Annotated in this window: 16 protein-coding genes; 6 read left to right on the top strand and 10 right to left on the bottom strand. The window is 65.6% G+C overall.

Annotated elements, in window-relative coordinates; translation table 11 throughout:
- Window positions 1–13: 13 nt before the first annotated feature.
- The 5 genes from P0D87_RS22040 (at window position 14) to iolB (ending at window position 6,718) form a co-directional block, all read left to right on the top strand.
- Entirely contained in the window at window positions 14–856 is an 843-nt protein-coding gene (locus tag P0D87_RS22040) for an ATP-binding cassette domain-containing protein (RefSeq protein ID WP_029967685.1), read from the top strand.
- Window positions 857–919: 63 nt separating this feature from the next.
- The gene (locus P0D87_RS22035; protein ID WP_408637035.1) at window positions 920–2,989 is read left to right on the top strand and encodes a bifunctional 5-dehydro-2-deoxygluconokinase/5-dehydro-2-deoxyphosphogluconate aldolase; all 2,070 of its coding nucleotides are present in this window, start codon (window positions 920–922) and stop codon (window positions 2,987–2,989) included.
- Window positions 2,986–5,013, top strand: coding sequence for a 3D-(3,5/4)-trihydroxycyclohexane-1,2-dione acylhydrolase (decyclizing) (gene iolD, locus P0D87_RS22030; RefSeq protein ID WP_053858515.1), 2,028 nt, complete (start codon window positions 2,986–2,988; stop codon window positions 5,011–5,013). Before P0D87_RS22035 ends, iolD begins: the two co-directional genes overlap by 4 nt.
- A complete protein-coding gene (gene iolE / locus P0D87_RS22025) occupies window positions 5,010–5,921 on the top strand; it encodes a myo-inosose-2 dehydratase (RefSeq protein WP_053858516.1) in 912 nt (303 codons plus the stop codon). Before iolD ends, iolE begins: the two co-directional genes overlap by 4 nt.
- On the top strand, window positions 5,918–6,718 hold the full coding sequence (iolB, locus tag P0D87_RS22020; RefSeq protein WP_006052392.1) for a 5-deoxy-glucuronate isomerase: 801 nt from the start codon (window positions 5,918–5,920) through the stop codon (window positions 6,716–6,718). The genes iolE and iolB overlap by 4 nt, the downstream gene beginning before the upstream one ends.
- Window positions 6,719–6,754: 36 nt before the next feature.
- Here iolB and P0D87_RS22015 read toward each other — a convergent pair whose 3' ends face one another.
- The 9 genes from P0D87_RS22015 to P0D87_RS21975 form a co-directional block, all read right to left on the bottom strand.
- Window positions 6,755–9,019, bottom strand: coding sequence for a hypothetical protein (locus tag P0D87_RS22015; RefSeq protein WP_053858517.1), 2,265 nt, complete (start codon window positions 9,017–9,019; stop codon window positions 6,755–6,757).
- A 271-nt stretch (window positions 9,020–9,290) separates the two neighbouring features.
- On the bottom strand, window positions 9,291–10,013 hold the full coding sequence (locus P0D87_RS22010) for an ABC transporter ATP-binding protein (protein WP_053858518.1): 723 nt from the start codon (window positions 10,011–10,013) through the stop codon (window positions 9,291–9,293).
- Window positions 10,010–10,762, bottom strand: coding sequence for an ABC transporter ATP-binding protein (locus P0D87_RS22005; RefSeq protein WP_029967697.1), 753 nt, complete (start codon window positions 10,760–10,762; stop codon window positions 10,010–10,012). Before P0D87_RS22005 ends, P0D87_RS22010 begins: the two co-directional genes overlap by 4 nt.
- Window positions 10,759–12,099: a branched-chain amino acid ABC transporter permease gene (locus P0D87_RS22000; RefSeq protein ID WP_053858519.1), complete on the bottom strand. Its 1,341-nt coding sequence runs from the start codon at window positions 12,097–12,099 to the stop codon at window positions 10,759–10,761. Before P0D87_RS22000 ends, P0D87_RS22005 begins: the two co-directional genes overlap by 4 nt.
- Window positions 12,092–13,030, bottom strand: coding sequence for a branched-chain amino acid ABC transporter permease (locus P0D87_RS21995; RefSeq protein ID WP_006052024.1), 939 nt, complete (start codon window positions 13,028–13,030; stop codon window positions 12,092–12,094). The genes P0D87_RS22000 and P0D87_RS21995 overlap by 8 nt, the downstream gene beginning before the upstream one ends.
- Window positions 13,031–13,032: 2 nt before the next feature.
- Window positions 13,033–13,497, bottom strand: a complete 465-nt coding sequence (locus P0D87_RS21990; protein ID WP_053858520.1) for an acyl-CoA thioesterase — start codon at window positions 13,495–13,497, stop codon at window positions 13,033–13,035.
- A 191-nt stretch (window positions 13,498–13,688) separates the two neighbouring features.
- The gene (locus P0D87_RS21985) at window positions 13,689–14,219 is read right to left on the bottom strand and encodes an NUDIX domain-containing protein (RefSeq protein ID WP_053858521.1); all 531 of its coding nucleotides are present in this window, start codon (window positions 14,217–14,219) and stop codon (window positions 13,689–13,691) included.
- A 503-nt stretch (window positions 14,220–14,722) separates the two neighbouring features.
- Window positions 14,723–15,754, bottom strand: coding sequence for a threonine aldolase family protein (locus P0D87_RS21980; protein WP_053858522.1), 1,032 nt, complete (start codon window positions 15,752–15,754; stop codon window positions 14,723–14,725).
- 419 nt (window positions 15,755–16,173) lie between these two features.
- Entirely contained in the window at window positions 16,174–17,517 is a 1,344-nt protein-coding gene (locus tag P0D87_RS21975) for a YbfB/YjiJ family MFS transporter (RefSeq protein ID WP_053858523.1), read from the bottom strand.
- A 146-nt stretch (window positions 17,518–17,663) separates the two neighbouring features.
- Here P0D87_RS21975 and P0D87_RS21970 point away from each other — a divergent pair, with 146 nt between their 5' ends.
- A complete protein-coding gene (locus P0D87_RS21970) occupies window positions 17,664–18,638 on the top strand; it encodes a LysR family transcriptional regulator (RefSeq protein WP_053858524.1) in 975 nt (324 codons plus the stop codon).
- Between the two features lie 240 nt (window positions 18,639–18,878).
- On the opposite strand, the gene alaS is transcribed toward P0D87_RS21970, so the two are convergent.
- Window positions 18,879–21,503 carry an alanine--tRNA ligase gene (alaS, locus tag P0D87_RS21965; protein WP_053858525.1) on the bottom strand — a complete coding sequence of 875 codons (2,625 nt, stop codon included), beginning with the start codon at window positions 21,501–21,503 and terminating at the stop codon, window positions 18,879–18,881.
- Window positions 21,504–21,770 lie beyond the last annotated feature (267 nt).

The following is a 21,770-nucleotide window of genomic DNA, read 5'->3' as shown; positions in this document are numbered from 1 at the left end:
CGAGGAGACGAACATGTCGGATACGAACCCTGTGACTCACGAAGCGCCGGTGGCAACCGCCGCCGCGCAGCAAGACGACGTGATCCTCGCGCTCGAAAACGTCAACAAGTACTTCGGCAAGGTGATCGCGCTAAGCGGCGTGACCTTGCGCCTGAAGCGCGGCGAAGTGCACTGCCTGCTCGGCGACAACGGCGCGGGCAAGTCCACGCTCATCAAGACGCTGGCCGGCGTGCATCAGCCGTCGTCGGGCCAGTATCTGGTCGACGGCAAGCCGGTTTTGTTCGAGTCGCCGAAAGACGCGCTCGATCTGGGCATCGCCACCGTCTATCAGGATCTCGCGCTCGTGCCGCTGCTTTCCGTCGCGCGCAATTTCTTCATGGGACGCGAGCCGCAAAAGAAACTCTTCGGCTTCCTGAACGTGATGGACCTCGAAACCAGCGCGACCACCGCACGCGACAAGCTCGCGGAAATGGGCATCAACGTGCGCGATCCGCATCAGCCGATCGGCACGATGTCGGGCGGCGAGAAACAGTGTCTGGCGATTGCGCGCGCGATTCACTTCGGCGCACGCGTGCTGATTCTCGACGAGCCCACCGCCGCGCTCGGCGTGAAGCAGAGCTTCAACGTGCTGAAGCTGATTCACAAGGCGCGCGCGAAAGGCATCTCGGTGATCTTCATCACGCACAACGTGCATCACGCATATCCGATCGGCGACTCGTTCACGCTGCTCAATCGCGGCAAATCGCTCGGCACCTTCACGAAGGAAACCATCAGCAAGGACGAAGTGCTCGACATGATGGCGGGCGGCGCCGAGATGCAGAAGATGATCGGCGAACTCGAAGGCGCAACGATCTGATTCATTCGCGCGGCAGGCGCAGCGATGAAACCGCTTGCCGCGCTCCGTCATTCAGGGACATTCATGGCTCATTCCAGTACATTCGGCGGCACACCGGCACAGACCTCGGGCGAAACCGCGGGCATGTCCGGCGCGAACGCCGGCAGCCGCTTCGCGCCGGAGCGCAGCCGCGACATCGTGTGCCTTGGCCGCCTCGCCGTCGATCTCTACGCGCAGCAGGTCGGCGCGCGCCTCGAGGACGTGTCGAGCTTCGCGAAGTATCTCGGCGGATCGTCGGCGAATATTGCGTTCGGCTGCGCGCGGCTCGGACTTTCCGCGGCGATGCTCGCGCGCGTCGGTAACGACCATATGGGCCGCTTTCTCACCGAGACGTTGACGAAGGAAGGCTGCGACGTGAGCCACGTGCGCGTCGATCAGGAACGCCTGACCGCGCTCGTGCTGCTCGGCCTGAAAGACCGCGACACGTTCCCGCTGATTTTCTATCGCGAGAATTGCGCGGACATGGCCGTTGACGAAGCGGATTTCGATGAAGCGTTTATCGCGTCGTCGAAAGCGCTGCTGATTACCGGCACGCACTTTTCCACCGAGCAGGTGAACCGCACGAGCCGCCGCGCGCTTGACTACGCGCGGCGCAACCAGGTGCGCACCGTGCTCGACATCGACTATCGTCCGGTGTTGTGGGGTCTCACGGGCAAGGCGGACGGCGAAACGCGCTTTGTCGCGAGCGAAGGCGTCACCGCGCATTTGCAGCGCATTCTGCCGTTGTTCGATCTCGTGATCGGCACCGAAGAAGAGTTTCGCATCGCAGGCGGCAAGAGCGAACTCGTCGACGCACTCGCGATGGTGCGCGCGGTAACGCCCGCCACGCTCGTGCTCAAGCGCGGGCCGCTGGGCTGCCAGATTATCGACGGCAAAGTGCCCGCCTCGCTCGACGACGTGCCGGTTCACGGCGGCGTGCAAGTGGAAGTGCTGAACGTGCTCGGCGCGGGCGACGCGTTCGCCTCCGGCTTTCTCTCAGGATGGTTGCGCGATCAACCGCTCGAAGCATGCGCGCGCGCCGGGAACGCGAGCGGCGCCCTGGTGGTCTCGCGCCACGCGTGCGCGCCGGCCATGCCGACGCCCGCCGAACTCGACTACTTCCTGCGCGAGGCCAAAGCCGACCCCGAACGCATGCGCCGCCCGGACCGCGACGCGACGCTCGCGCGCCTGCATCGCGTGACGCCCGCGCGCAAGCAATGGAACGAAGTACTCGGCTTTGCATTCGATCATCGCAACCAGTTCTTCGAACTCGCGCAGCAGACCGGCGCGAGCGACGCGCGTATCACGAGGCTCAAGGGCCTGTTCGTCGAGGCGGTCTCGCAGACCGAAAGCGCGTTGGGTTTGCAAGGCCGCATCGGCGTGCTGATCGACGATCGTTATGGTCAGGATGCGCTGAATGCGGCGACCGGCCGCGGCTGGTGGATCGGCCGCCCCGTCGAGTTGCCGGGCTCGGTGCCGCTCGTCTTCGATCATGGACGCTCCGTGGGCACGACGCTCGTCACGTGGCCGCAAGAGCACGTCGCGAAGTGCCTCGTGCAATTCCATCCCGACGAGCCGATCGAACAGCGTCTCGAACAGGAAGCGCAATTGCGCGCGCTCTACGATGCAACGCAGGCAAGCGGCCACGAGTTGCTGCTCGAAGTGATTCCGCCGAAGCACCCGAACTTGCCGCAAGGACCGAACGTGGTGTACCGCGCGTTAAAGCGGCTTTACAACATCGGCATCTATCCCGAGTGGTGGAAGCTCGAACCGATGGACGCCGCGCAGTGGCGCAACGTCGATGCGTTAATCGCCGAGCGCGATCCGTATTGCCGCGGTGTCGTGCTGCTCGGTTTGTCGGCGGGTGTCGAGCAGTTGAACGATGGCTTTCGCGCGGCGGCGCGCTCGTCGACATGCCGCGGCTTCACGGTGGGCCGCACGATCTTTCACGAGCCGAGCCATGCGTGGCTTGCCGGTGAAATCGGCGACGACGAACTGATCGCGCGCGTGCGCCGCATCTTCGAAACGCTGATCGCATCGTGGCGCGCGGCGCGTGAATCCGTGGCCGGCGAACCCGACGCGAAGACGCATGTTCATCAGGAGCAGGCCGCATGAATCAGCGCATGATGGATCACAAACGCGAGCAGGAACATGAGCACGGCCACGCGGCATCCGCAAGCGGCGCGGTTCGGGAAGGCACGATTCGCCTGACCACCGCGCAAGCGCTCGTGCGTTATCTCGCCGCGCAACGCGTCGCGACCGAAGACGGTCTCGGCACCGAGCCGCTCTTTGGCGGCGTGTTCGCGATCTTCGGTCACGGCAACGTCGCGGGCATGGGCGAGGCGTTGTATCAGCATCGCGACGAATTGCCCACGCTGCGCGCGCATAACGAACAGGCGATGGCGCATAGCGCGATTGCGTACGCGAAGGCGCATTTCCGCCGCCGTATGATGGCGGTCACGACTTCGATCGGACCGGGCGCGACGAATCTGCTCACTGCCGCGGCGCTCGCGCATGTGAACCGTTTGCCGGTGCTGCTGTTGCCGGGCGACATTTTCGTGTCGCGCGCGCCGGACCCGGTTTTGCAGCAGGTCGAAGACTTCCACGACGGTGGCGTGTCCGCCAACGATGCGTTCAAACCCGTGTCGCGTTACTTCGATCGCATCGTGCATCCGGCGCAATTGTTGAGTGCGTTGCCGCGCGCGCTGCGCGTGCTCACCGACGCCGCGTCCTGCGGGCCCGTCACGCTCGCGTTGCCGCAAGACGTTCAGGCGCAGGCGTGGGACTTCCCCGCCGATTTCTTCGCGCCGCGCGTCGTGACGTTTTATGCGCCGGCGCCGCGCGTCGATGAAATCGAGCGGGCAATCGAGCGCTTGCGGCGCGCGCAGAGGCCGCTGATCGTCGCGGGCGGCGGCGTGCTGTACGGCCGCGCGACTGACGCGCTGCAACGCTTCGCCGCCGCGCACGGCATTCCGGTCGCGGAGACGCAGGCGGGTAAGGGTTCGCTCGCATGGGACGATCCATTGAACGTTGGCGCGCTCGGCGTCACCGGCTCGCCTGCCGCGAACGCACTCGCGCGCGACGCCGACTGTGTGCTCGCGCTCGGCACGCGTTTGCAGGACTTCACGACCGGCTCGAACACGCTCTTCACGCAGGCGGACGTGATCGGCATCAATGCGAATGCATTCGACGGCCTCAAGCATCGCGCGCAAGTGGTGGAAGCGGACGCGCGTCTCGCACTCGAGGCGCTCGATGCGCTCGATGGGCCTGGCTCACGCCTACAGGACTGGCATGCGGACCGCGCGTGGACCGCTCGCGCGCAGCAACTCGCGGCAAGCTGGCGCGACACCGTACATACGCTCACGCACGCGCCGCAGCGCGACGCCGTGCTGCCTTACGAGGGCGATGTGATCGGCGCCGTGCAGCGTTCGAGCGCGAACTCGCCGGCCAACGACATCGTCGTATGCGCGGCGGGCACCTTGCCCGCCGAATTGCACAAGCTGTGGCGCGCGGCGACGCCGGGCGCGTATCACGTCGAATACGGCTACTCGTGCATGGGCTATGAGATCGCCGGCGGGCTCGGTGCGAAGCTCGCGCGTCCCGAGCGCGAAGTGATCGTGATGGTCGGCGACGGCAGCTATCTGATGATGAACAGCGAGATCGCGACTTCCGTGATGCTCGGCGCGAAGCTGATTGTCGTGGTGCTCGACAATCGCGGCTATGGCTGCATCAATCGACTGCAGCAGGCATGCGGCGGTGCGCCGTTCAACAACCTGCTCGACGATTGCAAGCAGGGGCCGCTTGGCGCGCCGCGCATCGACTTCGCCGCGCATGCGCGTGCGCTCGGCGCGCATGCCGAGCATGCGGCGAACGTCGCGGAACTCGAAGCCGCGCTGCAACGTGCGCGCACTGCGGATCGCACATACGTCATTAGCATCGACACCGACCCGGCCCGCACGACGACCGACGGCGGCTGGTGGTGGGAAGTCGCGGTGCCCGAAGTATCGTCCAGGGCAAGCGTGCGCGACGCGCGAGCGAATTACGATGCGCAGATTGCGGCACGCGGAAAACCATCCGGCGTTGCAGAGGACAGCAACGAAACGGACAACGACGTCAACGACCGAGGATCGCTCGCATGACAGCTTTCAACGTACGCATCGGCATCAATCCGTTGTCGTGGATGAACGACGACCTGCCCTCGCTCGGCGGCGAAACGCCGCTCGAGGTCGCGCTGACCGAAGGCCGGCAGATCGGCTATCAGGGCTTCGAACTCGGCAACAAATTCCCGCGCGAACCGCAGGCATTGAAGACGCTGCTCGCGCAATACGATCTCGCGCTCGTGTCGGGATGGTATTCGGGGCGTCTCGCGCGCGGCAGCGTCGAAGAGGAAATCGCGGCGGTCGGCCCGCACCTCGAACTGCTTGCGCAAAACGGCGCGACCGTCATGGTGTATGGCGAAGTGGCCGATTCGATTCAGGGCGCGCCGAAGCCGCTGTATCAGAGGCCGCGTTTTTTCGGCGACGCGCAATGGGCCGCGTATGCCGCACGCGTCGATGAATTCGCACGCTATACGCTAAGCCGCGGCGTGCGGCTTGCTTACCATCATCACATGGGCGCGTACGTCGAAACGCCCGCCGACGTCGATCAGTTGATGTCGCGCACGAGCGACGCAGTCGGCCTGCTGTTCGACGCGGGACACATCACGTTTGCAGGCGGCGATCCGCTCGCCGTGCTCGACAAGCACATCGGCCGCGTTTGCCATGTGCACTGCAAGGATGTGCGCCCCGCCGTGATGAAGCTCGCGCGCAATCGCAACTGGAGTTTTCTCGATGCGGTGATCGCGGGCGCGTTCACGGTGCCCGGCGACGGCGCCGTCGACTTTCCATCGATCATCGCGCGTCTGAAGCGGCACGGCTATTGCGGCTGGCTGGTGGTCGAAGCAGAACAGGACCCGGTCGTCGCGCCGTCGTTCGAGTACGCGCAAAAAGGCTTCAATACATTGCGTGCATTGGTCGATGCGCCGCTCGACACGCAGGAGGCAGCATGAGTCTGTTAGTGAAGGCCGAGCGCGAAGGCCAGACAATCGCGCGAGTGACACCTCAGTCGGCGTGCTGGCGCTATGTCGGCTTCGCCGCTTATCGTCTCGGCACGAGTGAAGTCGTGCATGTGTTCGAGCCGTCGCGCGAAGTGTGCATCGTCGTGCTCACGGGCGCGGTCGACATCGAAACGCAGCACGCGAAGTGGAGTTCGCTCGGTTCGCGCGACAGCGTGTTCGAAGATGCCGCGCCGTATGCGGTGTATTTGCCGCCAGGCGTGCGCGCCGCGGTGCGTGCATGCCGCGATGCCGAGATCGGCGTGGCGAGCGCGCCTGCAAAAGGCGAGTTGCCCGCGCGCCTGATCGAGCCGTCTTCGATGAAACGCTCCACGCGCGGCAAAAGCCTGAATACGCGTTACGTCTGCGATATTCTTCCGCAGACCGAACCCGCCGAGTCGCTGCTGGTGGTCGAGGTGAGAACGCCGGGCGGCCACGCGTCGAGCTATCCGCCGCACAAGCACGACACCGACAACGTGCCGCACGAAAGTTCGCTCGAGGAGACGTACTACCATCGGCTGAATCCGCCGCAGGGTTTTGCGTTTCAGCGCGTGTACACAGATATGCGCGACATCGACGAATCGATGGCGGTCGAGAATCACGACGTCGTGATGGTGCCGCGCGGCTATCATCCGGTCGTCGTGCCGTATGGCTACGACTCGTACTATCTGAACGTGATGGCGGGCGCGCAGCGGACGTGGCATTTCCGTAACGATCCGGCGCACGAGTGGATCGTCAACAAGGAAGATTGAATCGTGCGGCAGGCTTCGCGCGAGGCAGGCGCGCTCTTATTTGCCTCGCGCGGCGAGATCCACGCCGAGCGCGCCGTCGGTGCCCATTTTTACCGTGCCCTTCGAAACGTCCCTGCGATAGCCGTATAAATCGAACTTCATCACGCCGGGGTTCGAGCTGTCGCTGATGAAAGTTCGCGCGTTCGTGACGAGCGAGTTGAACATCTTCACGTCGCCCGATTCGATCCATACGTAGCTCTTCGCCGCGTTGACAGGCGGCCGCGCGACGGCAATGCCGGGTTCGCGTTTGAACTTCAGCACGAGGCCCTCGTCCGTGACCGTGGCGCTTGCAAGACGCCCTTGCAAGACCGGCGGTGGAAACACGGTGTACTGATCGAACACGAGCTGGTTGCCTTCGAGCGCGACGCCCTTGCGCGTGAACGGCGTCAACGACGCAAGCGGAATGTCGAGCGCGCGCAGCAGTCCCGCCTGCGGCACGCCAAGCACCTTCACCGACGCCGGCTCGTACACGAGATGCCGCTCGTCTCGCGCGACGATTGTGCCGCTCATCGTCGTCGGCAGCCATACGCCGGGAAAGTGATTCCACAACTTGATGCCGCCCGTGACTTCGAGCTTGCCGTCGACCGGTTTCAGTTGCAGATCGTTGAGCGAGCGCGGCTCGTAATCGAGCAGATAATCGTTGAATAGCGCGGCCATCGCCGGCCAGGGTTCGACTACTTCGCCGCCGATGATGCGTATGTCGTACTGATCGGGATTGTCGAGATCGACCGGTTGGCCAGGCGTCTTCGGGACCATCTGCGCGTCGAGCGAACGCACGTGAAAGCCGATGTGCCCGGCCACGTAGAAGTCGACGTTTTCGACGTGAATCAGCGGGGTGGGACCTGTCGAACGACGCTCGTCGTTGGGTGTGAGCGTTGCAGCGTCCCGGCTGCCGCGAGACAACCCCGTGCGCAGACTGACAGGCATCGCATGCGCGGCCGATGCGCGTTGCACACTCTGCGGCGCACGTTGCCACACGAGCCGCGCCTGCGCCAGCGACGCCTGCTGCGCGCGAATCAGGCTGTCGTTAAAGCGCGCACTCGCGCTGCCGATGCCGATGCCGATCCGCAGCGGCGGCTCTTTTGCCGCGCTCGCGAGCGTCGCGTATGAAGGCAGATGCACGTCGAGCGCGCCGGCTTCGTCGAAAGTGAAATAGCCGGCGGCCATCTGCTCGCGATAGTGGTACAGATCGAGCACGAACGGCGCGCTTCTATCGATGGGCGTCAGCGCCATGTCGATATTCATCGGCATCGAACGCATGAACTTCACGTCGCCGCCTTGCACCAGCATGCCGCGCGCGGGCATGTTCGCGGGCCAGTCGATGTTGGGCAGCGTGCCGTCGTCCAGCGTGAAGCGCACGCCCGCCGCGCTCGTGTCGATGCGCGTGATGCGCATGCGCAGCGCGGGCGGCGGCGTGAGCTTTGCGACCTGCATCACGACGTCGTCGCCGTCGAGCCGCGCAATCGGCGTATCGACTTTCAGCAGATCGGCCATCTTCACATGCGCGGCCTGCATCAACCGGTCGGCGGCCACGCCCGCGACTTCGACGTGATCGGCATGGAACACGAGTTCGTCCGCGCCGCGCATCGCAAGCGATCCGGACAGCACGATCGGCACCCACGTATCGCGATGCATCTCGCCGGTTATGCGCAAACTGCCGCCGTCTTGCGGCACCACGCGCATATTGCGCAGCGGCGAGCCTTGGTACTGGAATAGATAACGGTCGAAGATCGCCGTGAGCTTGGCGCTGTCGAGCGTGACTTCGCCGCGATGAACGTCGATCGTCACGCTCGTCGGATCGTCGAAAACGATGGGCTCGCCCGCGTGCGTCGGCACGAGCGTCGCCGCCATGTCGTGAATCATGAAGCCGATGTCGCCGGTCACGCGAAAGTCGACATCGCGCGCGAACATCAGCGAGCCGTCGATGCCCGAGTCGCGCAGCGTGAGCGCGCGGCTGCGCTTGATGCTCATGCCGCTCGCCGTGGGCACGCGCGCCGCGATGCTTTGCTCTAACGCGAGTTGTCGGGCCTTGGCGGCTTCGATCGCGGGACGTGGGGATGAAGCGGGCTGCGCGTGCGGCGCGCTTGCGGTTGCGGTTGCGGTTGCGGTTGCGGTTTGCATGTCCGCGGAAGGCGCAGTGTTTGCGGTTGTCGAATTCGCGTCGGCGCACGCGGACATGGAAAGCGCCGCGGCGAGCAGCGCGAAACTTGCGACAAGCGGCGCGCGCCATCCATGCTCGCGGGCCGTGCGTATGTTTTTCATGATGTCTCCTCCTGAAGCCGCGACGCATCTCGACGCATTTCGACGCGCAAATTGCGCGCGCCGACGCCGCGCGGTCTTCAATAATTGTCTTTATTTGTCCGCGCGCTGCCGACAAGATTTCTGGAGGACGCTCACCAAACGATCAAGCGTTTGAATTGCCGCGATCGGTCAGCGCAATGCCTTGCACGCCGGACCTGGGCGGACTATCGACGACGCAAATTCAAACGCTAATCGCACTGCGGTTTTTTTTCAAAGCGGCACGGCGCGCCCTTCAACCGACGCCGAGCCACTCGCGCATCACGTCGGTGCGCTGCACGAAAGCATCGAGTTCGCCGTCGAACACGATTTCGCCATGACCCATCACCGCGACGCGGCTCGCAATGTCCCCCGCGATCACGAGCCTCTGTTCGATCAGCAGCATCGCCATGCCGCGCTCGCGCAGCACGCGCAGACATTGCGCGACCTGCTGCATCACGAGGCTGGCAAGACCCTCGCCGGGTTCGTCGATTATGAGCAGATCGGGATCGCCGAGCAGCGCACGCGCGAGCGTCAGCATCTGCTGCTCGCCGCCCGACAGCGCGCCCGCACGCGTGCGTCTGCGTTCGCGCAAAACAGGGAAAAGCGCGCAGGCATCGTCGATGGTAAAGCGCGGCGCGCGTCCGCGATTTGCACTACTGCCCGGCCCAACCCCCAGTTCGAGATTTTCGCCGACGCTCAACGTCGGAAACACGTCACGATGCTCCGGCACATAGCCAATGCCGAGCCGCGCGATTTCAAACGTACGCAGCCCGGCAAGCGAGCGGTCTCTAAAGCGCAATTCGCCGTCGCACTGCACGAGGCCCATGATCGCGCGCGCGAGCGTCGAGCGTCCCGAGCCGTTGCGGCCGACGAGCGCAAGCACTTCGCCCGCGCCGATCCGCAGGTTCACGCCATGCAATGCCTGGCTCGGCCCGTACCATGCGTTGAGTCCGCGAATGTCGAGCAAGGGCGTCATGCGTCGAAACCTTCGCCGAGATACGCGGCGCGCACCGCGGCATCCGCGCGAATCGCCGCGGGCGTGCCGGTCGCGATAATGCGCCCTTGTACAAGCACTGAAATGCGATCGGCGATGGCGAACACCGCGTCCATGTCGTGCTCGACCATCAGCAGCGTGCGGCCCGCGGTGGTCTCGCGAATCAGTTCGATCGCGCGCGCCGCCTCCGCGCGATTCATGCCGGCCGTCGGCTCGTCGAGCAGCAAGGTATGCGCGCCGCCCGCGAGCGCAATGCCGAGATCGAGCGCGCGCTGCTCGGCATAACTGAGCGTCGCGGCCTGCACATGCGCGCGTGCGCCGAGGCCGACCGCGTGCAGCACCTGCGAGGCGCGCGCATCGACCGTGGATGAACCCGCGAAACGCTGCCACCAGCGCAAGCGGTCGCGCTCGGCGAGCAGCGCGGCGCAACGGAGGTTGTCGAATACGCTCAGGCGCGCGAACACGCTCGTACTCTGAAAACTGCGCGCGAGTCCGCGCCGCGCGATCGCCGCCGGCGCGAGCCGCGTGATCTCCGCGCCGAACAGGTCGATGCGTCCCGCGTTGGGACGCGCGCCACCGGCAATCAGATTGAAGAGCGTGGACTTGCCCGCGCCATTTGGGCCGATCAACGCGTGACGTTCGCCCGGTTCGATCGCGAGATTCACGCCGCGCAGAATCTGCGTGGAGCCGAAGCGTTTTGTGACGCCGTAGAGCGCGAGTGCCGGGATCATCGTGTGTCTCCGGCGTTGTGCAGCGCGCGGGCATGCGCGGCGAGGCGGGTTTGCGCGCGGCTCGCGGCGAGCGCCGCCAGCGTTCCGCACGCTGCCAACGCAACAATTGCTACGACGAGCCGCCAGGGTGACGACACGCCAAACGCGATCAGCGAAGACGCTGTGCCGATGCGTAACGCGGCGCCTTCGTCCGCGCCGAATTGCGCCGCGTAGGCCCACTGCACCGCGAGCACGATGGCGGCGCTCCATAGCAGGATCGCCGCTGCGCCTGCCAAGTAGGCGACCAGGCACGCGGCCCGGCACGAGCGCCAGCCCAAGCGCGTTAGCCGCGCCAGGTGCCGCTGCGCGAAGCCGGCGATCCCATCCGGTGCAGCGACCACGATCACGATGAAGAACAGCCCCAGATAAAAGAGCCAGGCCCGCGTGACACTCGCCACCGCCACGCTGAAAAACGTCAGCACGACCGCGCCCACGACCGGCCCGAAAAAGACGCCCGCGCCGCCGATCACCGTTGCAATCAGCACCGAGCCCGAGCGCACCATGCCGACGCTTTCCGTCGACACCAGCTCGACATTGATGAGCGCCAGCGTGCCCGCGACGCCCGCAAAGAACGCCGAGATCACGACGACGCCGTGGCGAATCCGTCGCGGATAGCAGCCGATGGCCGCGGCCCGCGCCGGGTTGTCGCGCACCGCATTGGCAAGCCGCATGAACGGCGAGCGCGACAGCGCGAACATCGCCGCGCTCGCGAGCAGGCACCACAGCGCGATCAGCGCATACGCCTCGCGAGCCGGGCCGAATGTGAAGGCGCCGAGCGGCGGACCGCTCGCGCGATCGATCGCGACGCCCGCCTCGCCGCCGAACCAGTCGGGTAAGGTCCACGCGGCCGCCGCCACCAGTTCGCCGATGCCGAGCGTGATCATCGCGAATGCGGTGCCGGCGCGCCGCGTCGAGATGAAGCCGAGCAGCGCGCCGCATACCGCGGCCCCTGCCCCGCCGATCAGCGGCAGCAGCACGAGCGGCACGCCGGCGCGATTGAACAGATGCGCGGCGATCAGTGCGCCTAGGCCGGAATACGCCGCATGTCCGAACGACAGCAATCCCGTTTCGCCGAGCAGCAGATTGTAGGAAAGCGCGAAGACGATCATCGTCGCGGTCTGCGCGAGATAGGCGAGCAGCCAGCTTTGCGGCGACAGCAGCGGCGGCACAAGAAGCAGCAGGACCAGCGCGAGCCACGGTAAAAGATTGCGCCATAACGCGCGTTGATGCGGGGCATCGGGCTCGGCGGGCGTTATCGTCGACGCGACTGCAGTTGCTGACTTCGAGACCTTACGCATGATCGTCGCGCCGTCCGAAGAGTCCGCGCGGGCGCAACGCCAGCATCGCGACGAGCAGCAGATACGGGATCAGCGGCGCAAGCTGCGCGAGCGTCAGCGCGTCCCATTCGCGCGGCAGCGAGGCGTCGAAAACGGCGAGCACGTCGCCGAGCGAAACGTCGCTCGCGACCGCGAGCGTCTGAATGCAGCCGATCAGCAGCGACGCCGCGAGCGCACCGCCGAGCGACCCGAGCCCGCCGATCACCACGACGACGAACACGATCGAGCCGAGCGATTCTGCCATCGACGGTTCGATGACGGAAAGCGGCGCGCCGATCACGCCGGCCAGCGCGGCCAACGCCGTGCCCGCCGCGAACACGCCGGTGAAGACGCGCGGCACATTGTGGCCGAGCGCTTCGACGGCGCTCGCGTGCGTGAGCGCGGCGCGCACCACGAGCCCCGCCTTCGACACGCGCAGCACCGCGTACAGCGCCGCCAGCATGACGAGTGAGAGCGCCATCATGAACGCGCGATAGCGCGCGAAGGTCGCGCCGTAAAGCGTGAAAAGCGGACCGTCGAGTACAGCCGGCACGCTCGCGCCGAGCGGGCTCAAGCCCCAGCCGAGCTTGACGAGTTCGCCGAGCACGTAGGCCGCGCCGAAGGTCAGCAGCAACTCGGCGAGATGTCCGTGACTTCGCACGCGACGCAACAGCCAGCGCTCGAGCGCCGCGCCGATCAGGCCGACGACGAGCGGCGCGATCACGAGCGCGGCCCAGAAACCGAAGCGCGCCGCCACCGAATAGCCGACGTAGGCGCCCAGCATGTAGAAGCTCGCGTGCGCGAAGTTGAGCACGCCAAGCATGCTGAAGATCAGCGTCAAGCCCGCCGACAGCATGAAGAGCAACAGGCCGAAGCTGATTCCGTTCAGCAGATTGATGACGAACGACTGCACGCCTAGTCCGCGGTGCCGATGGCAACGCCGATCGGCTCGAGCGCCGCGCGCAGTGCGTCGGGCAGATTCACCGGACGGCGCGTCACGCGATCCACGTACACATGCACGAAGTGGCCTTGGGCGGCGGCTTCGTCGCTGCCTTCGCGGAACAGTCCGACTTCATAGCGCACGCTCGACGCACCGAGCCGCGTCACCCGCAAGCCTGCGTCGACGCGCTCCGGAAACACCAGCGGCGCGAAGTAGTTGCAATGCGTTTCGACCACGAGTCCGATAGTCGCGCCGCGCTCGAAGTCGAGCACGCCCGCGCGGATCAGATACTCGTTCACCACCGTATCGAAGTAGCTGTAGTAGACGACGTTGTTCACGTGACCGTAGACGTCGTTGTCCATCCAGCGCGTGGTGATGGTGAGGAAATGCGGATAGGCGCTTCGTGCGGTGGGTTGGGGTTTGGCTGCGGTCGTGGACATGGGCGTTGGTTCGAACGAAGGTGGCTGTGGGGCGCTTTTGTTTATCGGTGCATCGCGGAGAGTCGTTGTCGTGGTGCCATTGGTGCCATTGGTGCCATTGGTGCCATTGGTGCCATTGGTGCCGTAGTGCCGTTCGTCGACGCCGCTGCGAGACCTGCTTGCGGCGAACTCGGCGAACGCGGCAAACGCACTTACTGTCCCGGCTTGTCGACGAATTCGAACGGCAGACCGCGCCGCCGCATCCATTCGCCGAGCGCCTGACCGGTGCCCGCGCGCCAGGGACGCAGATTCGCCGGTTCCACGAGCCGGTATTCGAGCAGTTCGGGCGACAGCGAAATGGTGCCATGCGCCTTCACGTGATACGCGATGATCAGTTCGTTCTTGCGGATGAATTCATACACGCCGATCAGTTCAACCGACTCCGCGTGCAACGACGTCTCCTCCCACACCTCGCGCGCAATGCCCTCCTCCGGCGTCTCGCCGTTTTCGAGGAAGCCGGTGATCAGCGCGAACACACCCTCGGCCCATGCGGCGTTGCGCGCGAGCAGAATCTTGCCTTCGTATTCGACGATCGCGGCAACCACCGGCAGCGGATTGTTCCAGTGGACGTAGCCGCATTGCTCGTCGGGACAGGTCTGGCGGATGCGCCCGCCTTCATGCTCGGCGTCGGCCCGCTCGATGAGAGGCGTCGAGCAGCGCGGGCAGAATCGGTAGTCGGTCATGGTGAGTGGTTTTTTGTGCGGTTCGTCGCGGTCGGCGGTGGGTATGTTGGGTGCGTTGGGCTGCGTGGGCCTCGGTCGCTATTGTGCGGGCCTCGCCGGTTCACGGGCTCTGCGGACTGGCGAGGCCGGCTTGGCGCAGCGCAGATCTCCCGAGGGTTTGCGTGCGTGGTGTGCGTAGCTTGTGCGGCCTATCGCGCGTGGGTGGCGTGGGTGGCCTGCATGGCTTGCATCGCTTACGCACCTTGCATCGCTCACGCACCTTGCATCGCTCGCGCACCTTGCATCGCTCGCGCACCTTGCATCGCTTGCGCACCTTGCATAGCTCGCGCACCTTGCATCGCTCGCGCACCTTGCATCGCTCGCGCACCTTGCATCGCTCGCGTGCCTTGCATCGCTCACGTGCCTTGCATCGCTCGCGTGGCTTGCATGGCCTGCGTCGCTCGCCGCCGCGCCCACTTCGCCCACCTCCAGCGCCCTCCGCGCCTTGCGCGACGCACGCCATCTTACGCCGCGCATAGCTCGCGCACTTCGGCTACGAAGCGCTCGACCGTTTCCGGCTGCGTGTCCCATGCGCACATCAGCCGGCAGCCGCCCGCGCCGATGAACTCGTAGAACTTCCAGCCGCGCTCGCGCATGGCCTTCGCGGCTCGTGCGGGCAACTGCGCGAACACCGCGTTCGACTCGCGCGGAAACATGATGCTCACGCCGGGAATGTCCTGCAAGCGCGTTTGCAGCAGCTCGGCCATCGCGTTCGCATGACGCGCGTTGCGCAGCCACACGTCGCTATCGAGCAGACCGAGCCAAGGTGCGGAAATGAAGCGCATCTTCGACGCAAGCTGCCCTGCCTGCTTCAGGCGGTAAGCGAAGTCGTCGGCGAGCGTTCTGTCGAAGAACACCACCGCCTCGCCCACCGGCAAGCCGTTCTTGGTGCCGCCGAAACACAGCACATCGACGCCCGCGCGCCATGTGATTTCCGAAGGATGCACGTTCAGCGCAGCGACCGCATTGGCAAAGCGCGCGCCGTCCATATGCACTTTCAGACGATGCCGCCTCGCGACCTCCGCGATCGCGCGCACTTCGTCGACGCTGTACACGGTGCCGACTTCCGTCGACTGCGTCAGCGTGACGACCTTGGGCTTCGGATAATGGATGTCGGCGCGGCGCGTGACCACGGCCTCGATGGCGTCCGGCGTGAGCTTGCCGCCAACGCCCGGCGCCGTCAGCAGCTTCGAGCCGCCGGAGAAGAATTCGGGGCCGCCGCACTCGTCGGTTTCGATGTGCGCGAGTTCATGGCAGATCACCGAGTGGTACGACTGGCACAGCGACGCCAGCGCGAGCGAGTTGGCCGCCGTGCCGTTGAACACGAAGAACACCTCGCAGTCGGTCTGAAACAGATCACGCAGACGGTCGCAGACCTGGCTGGTCCAGGAGTCGTCGCCGTAGGCCGGTTCGTGGCCGCTGTTATTGGCGGCGATCAGCGCGTCGAGCGCCTCGGGGCAGATGCCGGCGTAGTTGTCGGACGCGAAATGTTGCATGCTGGGCGGCGCGGCCGGCGACAGGCGCGCGGGGATGACGGAAAGCGCTCATTTTAGTGCGCCCGGCGGCCGTTTGTTGTATCGGTTCGCTTCGCTGAAGTGGCAGCGGGGCTGAGGCGGGGCCCAGGGTTAGAGAGGTATCGGTGCGCGGGTCGGGTACGGCCGCGTCGAGGAAGCCGAATCGCCGTTCCGTCGTGGGACGACCGATGGGACTTCCTCTAGCCGAAGCACTGGGCGCAAAGCGCTAGGGCTTTTCGCCGTAGGGCGTCGCCGATAGCAGTTGGCGGTTGGCGTGTCGCTCCTTTTTGTTCATCAACCGTAGCCGACATAGGCGCCAAGTCCGACCCGCAGCAGCAAAAGCCTGCAGACGGACGGTTCCAACTTCTTCCTGGCCGCATCGCCGCCGTGGCCGCGCGCGCTCAACCGCAGCCGCAGTCCGGCATTCGCCCTCGCCCACGCGGCATCCGCGCGACGACGACAAGGCCCGCAGCGCCCACCAGCAACGCGCCGGCCGCGAGCCACAACGCGAGCGAAAACGAGCCGGTGTGCGCGGCGATCGGCGCGGCGACCAGCGGGCCGACGATCTGTCCGAGGCCATAAGCGGCCGTCGCGTAGCCCATCAGGCCGGCGGCATCGTCGCCGCGCAGACGCCGCGCCTCGCGCATCGCGAACAGGGTGATCGCGGTGAACGGCACGCCGATCAGAATGCTGCCGAGCGAGAAACCGCCCGCCGTCGGCCAGACGATCCCAAGCGCGATACCCGCGGCTTGCAGCACGTAGCTGCCCGCCAGCAGCACGCGGTTATCCAGATGCAACGGCAGGCGCGCCGCCAGCAATGCGCCGACCATCAGCGCCGCGCCGAACATCGGCCAGAACAGGTCCGGCCACGGCGAGCCGGGCAACGCGTGGCGCGCGATGACCGGCAGGAACGTCGCGGTGATGATGTAGCCGAAGCCCGGCACGCCGTACAGGACGACCAGCCAGAAGGCGTCCGCACGATGCGTGGCCGGCCCGCTGTTGATGGCTGCATGTCGCGTTGTGGCGGCGCCCGCGCGGCTTGCGCCGGTTTCGTCCGACGTCGCGGCGGCCACGTCGCTGGCTCTCCGTTCTGTCGCAGACAACGCCGACGCGCGCCCTGCCGCCTTACGATCAGACGCGGCCGCATTGCCGAACGCCGGCCACACCGCTGCCGCCAGCACCGCCGAAATCAGGCCGAAGCCGATCCAGCCCGCCGTCGCGCCATAACCGCCCGCCGCGCTCACCAGCAGCCCAGTTCCGACGATGCCGACGCCCGGCCCCGTATAAATTACGCCGCTCCACGCAGGTTGACGGAGCTCGGCGAGCCGCCGCAAGCCCCACTGCGACGCGAAAACGAAAGTCCACGCGCTGACCGCGCCCGCGACGAAGCGCACCACCGCCCACACCCAGAACTGGCTCGTGACGCCCATCGCGAGCGTCAACAGCACGGTCAGTGCGAGCCCCGCGCGCACCACCCGTGCAGGTTCCACGCGCAGCGCCGCGCACGTCAGCGCGCCGACAAAGTAGCCCGCGTAGTTGAACGACGCCAGCCAGCCGCCGTGCTCGATGTCGATTGGCGGCTGACCGAACGCGCCGCCGTGCAGCATCAGCGGCAAAAGCGGCGTGAAGGCGAACCGCCCGACGCCGAGCGCGACGGCGAGCGTCACCATACACGCAAGCGCCGCACGCCGGGCCGCATGAGATTCGGTGGGAAGGCGGTGGGCGTCGGAAGCGAGATCGTTCATGGGCGGCCATTCGAAAGGCGAGGGAGCGGTGGAAACCGCGTCGGGATCGCGGGCCCGGTGAGTCGCACCGGTAGTCTCATATTAGCTTGACGATCCAATCATGAAAAATGAATAATTTGGATACCATTCATCGCTAGGAGAGAATCGTGGACCTGGCCGCCTTGACGATTTTTCGGGCCGTCGTACGCGAGAACGGCGTGACGCGCGCCGCCGCGAAGCTCAACCGCGTGCAATCGAACGTCACCACGCGCATCAAGCAGCTCGAAGAGCAGCTCGGCGCGGAACTGTTTATCCGCGACGGGCGGCGTCTTGTGCTGACGCCCGCCGGTGAAACGCTGCTGCCTTACGCCGAACGCCTGCTCGCTCTCGCCGACGAAGCGCGCCATGCCGTGCGCGCCGACCGTCCCCGCGGACGCCTGCGTCTGGGCACGATGGAGAGCGTCGCGGCCACACGTCTTCCGGGCCTGCTCGCGCAGTATCACCAGCAATGGCCCGATGTCGCGCTCGAACTGGAGACGGGCACGACCGGCAAGCTGATCGAGCGCGTGCGCGAATTCGACGTCGACGCCGCTCTGGTGGCTACGCCGTTCGACCCGGCGGTCCTCGGCGATGTGTTCGAGACGGTGCCGGTGTTCAAGGAGGAACTCGTGATGCTGACGCCGCGCGGGCATCGGCCGATCCGCGAAGTGCGCGACATCGCGCTGTCGACACTGGTTGCGTTCGAGCGCGGCTGCGCGTATCGGACCTACATCGAGAACTGGTATCTGGAGCACGGCGTGAGGCCGGCGCGCGTGCTGGAACTCGGCTCGTATCACGCGATCGTGGCTTGCGTCGCGGCGGGCGCGGGCGTTGCAGTGGCGCCGCGGTCGGTGCTCGGCTTGGCCGCCGACGCGAGCAATATCGCCGTGCATGACTTGCCGGACATCGGCGCGATCGAAACGCTGCTCGTCTGGCGACGCGGACATTTTTCGTCGGCGCTCAATGCGTTGAAGCAGACGCTGTTGGGGCAGGAGAATGTGCGGGGTTTGGGGGAAGCCGGGCGCGTTGATGTGGCGGATGTGGCTGGCGATGCCGAAGCGCATGCGCGCGTTCAGGCTGACATAGGCGCGGACGTCGCGTGATTTTGCGCCGAAGGAAGCGCTGCGTGGTTTGCGGCTGTTTCAGTGAGCGATTGCGGTTCACGCCGAAGTGAGGCGCTCACAATCGCCTTCAAACCGGCAACCGACCTCGTGCGCAAAGCCGCTCGTGCAAAAAAATCGGGCCACGCACCACGCCGACAATCCGGCGCGCTACGTGGCCCTCTTTCTGAACTCTACAGCCGGCCTTAAAACAGCCGACCGCAGCTCACCAGCGAATCAGAATCAAAGCTGCGCTTCGACCCAGCCCTTCACGCCAGCCAGCGCTGCCGGCAGATTGGCCGGCTCAGTGCCACCGGCCTGAGCCATATCCGACCGGCCGCCGCCCTTGCCGCCAACCTGCTGCGCGACAAAGTTAACCAGTTCACCGGCCTTGACCTTCTTGCTCGCGTCCGCCGTCACGCCGGCAATCAGACTGACCTTGCCGCCTTCGACGGAAGCCAGCACGATCGCCGCGCTCTTCAGCTTGTCCTTGAGCTTGTCCACCGTTTCGCGCAGCGTCTTCACGTCCGCGCCTTCCAGCGTTGCCGCGAGAACCTGGACGCCGCCGACTTCGATTGCCTGACCCGCCAGTTCGTCGCCCTGGCTCGACGCCATCTTCGACTTCAGCGCGCTCAGTTCTTTCTCGAGCTGCTTCACCTGGTCCTGCACCTGCGTGATGCGTTGCGTCAGCTCGGACGGCTGCGCCTTCAGCACCGCAGCCGCGGCGTTGATGCGCGCGTCGAGGTCCTGCACGAAGCGCACGGCGTTATCGCCGGTAATCGCTTCCACGCGACGAATACCCGCCGCCACACCGCCTTCCATCACGATCTTGAAAAGGCCGATGTCGCCGGTGCGATGCACGTGCGTGCCGCCGCACAATTCGCGCGAGAAGCCGAGATCGAGCACGCGCACTTCGTCGCCGTATTTTTCGCCGAACAGCGCCATCGCGCCGCCCTTCACCGCTTCGTCGAACGGCATGACGCGCACGATGCCAGGCGAGTTCGCCAGCACCTCGGCGTTGACGATTTGCTCGACGCGGCGGATCTGTTCGTCCGTCATGGGCGCGTTGTGCGCGAAGTCGAAGCGCGTCTTGTCCGGATCGACGAGCGAGCCCTTCTGCTGCACGTGCGAACCGAGCACTTCGCGCAGCGCCTTGTGCATCAGGTGCGTGGCCGAGTGATTGCGAGCCGTGCGCGCGCGGCGCACTGCGTCGATCTCGGCCTTCACCACGTCGCCGACCTTCAGCGTGCCCTGTTCGAGCGTGCCGTGATGACCGACCACGTCGGCCTGGACCTTCAACGTGTCCGCGACGGCGAAGCGCACGCTTGCGTTGGCGAGCAAGCCCTGGTCGCCGACCTGGCCGCCCGATTCCGCGTAGAACGGCGTGTGGTCGAGCACGACGACGGCCTGCTGGCCGTGCGTGACTTGCTGCACCGACGCGCCGTCCACATACAGCGCCACGACCTTCGCGTCGTCGAAAACGATTTCCTCGTAGCCGTGGAACGTGGTCTTCGCGCCCGAGTATTCGAGGCCCTGCGCCATCTTGAACTTGCCGGCCGCACGCGCCTGTTCGCGCTGACGCGCCATGGCTTCGTCGAACGCTGCTTCGTCCACCGTCACTTCGCGCTCGCGGCACACGTCGGCCGTGAGGTCGAGCGGGAAGCCGTAGGTGTCGTGCAGCTTGAACGCCAGTTCGCCGTCGAGCGTCTTGCCGCCCTTCCCGTCCAGCTCGGCGAGCGCGTTGTCGAGGATCGACATGCCGTGCTCGATGGTCTCGAAGAAGCGCTCTTCTTCCTGACGCAGCACGTCGGTCACGCGTTGTTCCGCGTCCTTCAGTTCGGGGTAAGCGCCGCCCATTTGCGCGACGAGGTCGGCCACCATGCGATGAAAGAACGAACCCTTCTTGCCGAGCTTGTAGCCGTGACGGATCGCGCGGCGCACGATACGGCGCAGCACGTAGCCGCGGCCTTCGTTGCCGGGAATCACGCCGTCGACGATCAGGAACGAGCACGCGCGGATGTGATCGGCGATCACCTTCAGCGAGTTATTCGTCAGATCGCTCACGCCGGTTTCGCGCGCCGCAGCCTTGATGAGCGCCTGGAACAGATCGATTTCGTAATTGCTGTGCACGTGCTGCAAGACAGCGGCAATCCGCTCGAGGCCCATGCCGGTGTCGACGCACTGCTTGGGCAGCGGCGTCATGTTGCCTTGGGCGTCACGGTTGAACTGCATGAACACGAGATTCCAGATCTCGATGTAGCGGTCGCCGTCTTCGTCCGGCGATCCAGGCGGGCCGCCCCACACGTCCGGGCCGTGGTCGTAGAAAATTTCCGAGCACGGGCCGCACGGGCCGGTGTCGGCCATTTGCCAGAAATTGTCCGACGCGTAACGTGCGCCCTTGTTGTCCCCGATACGGATGATGCGCTCGACCGGCACGCCCACTTCTTTCGCCCAGATATCGTGCGCTTCGTCGTCTTCGTGATAGACGGTGACCCACAGCTTGTCTTTGGGCAACTGGTAGACGCCCGTCAGCAACTCCCACGCATAGTGGATTGCGTCGCGCTTGAAGTAGTCGCCGAACGAGAAATTGCCCAGCATTTCGAAGAACGTGTGGTGACGCGCGGTGTAGCCGACGTTTTCGAGGTCGTTGTGCTTGCCGCCTGCGCGCACGCTGCGCTGCGCGGTCGTGGCGCGCGAATACGGACGCGATTCCGCGCCGAGGAACACATCTTTGAACTGCACCATTCCCGAATTGGTGAAGAGCAGTGTCGGGTCGTTGCCGGGCACAAGGCTCGACGAGCGAACGATCGTATGGCCCTTCGATTCGAAGAACTTGAGGAATTTCTCGCGGATTTCGGCGGCTTTCATGGCGTGCGGGGGACGGTCCTGACTATTCCAGACTTCTACCGGCGGCATCGTGAGATGCGCCAACTGTTTGTTTCTTAAACGACTGATTATACGGGATCGGCGCCGTTGCGCGGCAGCGCCGCGGGCCCGTTAGCCATTCGGCCAGGTTTGACCGGGCAGTGTGAGACATCGGCATGCGTCTGATGCGTCTTATGACGTTCGGCCGACTGCGCCGGCCCGCGCCAATCGCTTAAGATTGCCCACATTCGCGGTGCCTCGCGCGCCGCC

The sequence above is a fragment of the Paraburkholderia sp. RL17-368-BIF-A genome, assembly GCF_046054045.1.
GTDB classification, from domain to species: domain Bacteria; phylum Pseudomonadota; class Gammaproteobacteria; order Burkholderiales; family Burkholderiaceae; genus Paraburkholderia; species Paraburkholderia graminis.
Note: the sequence above shows the minus strand (reverse complement) of the source record. Positions and strands in the feature narration are given on the sequence as shown.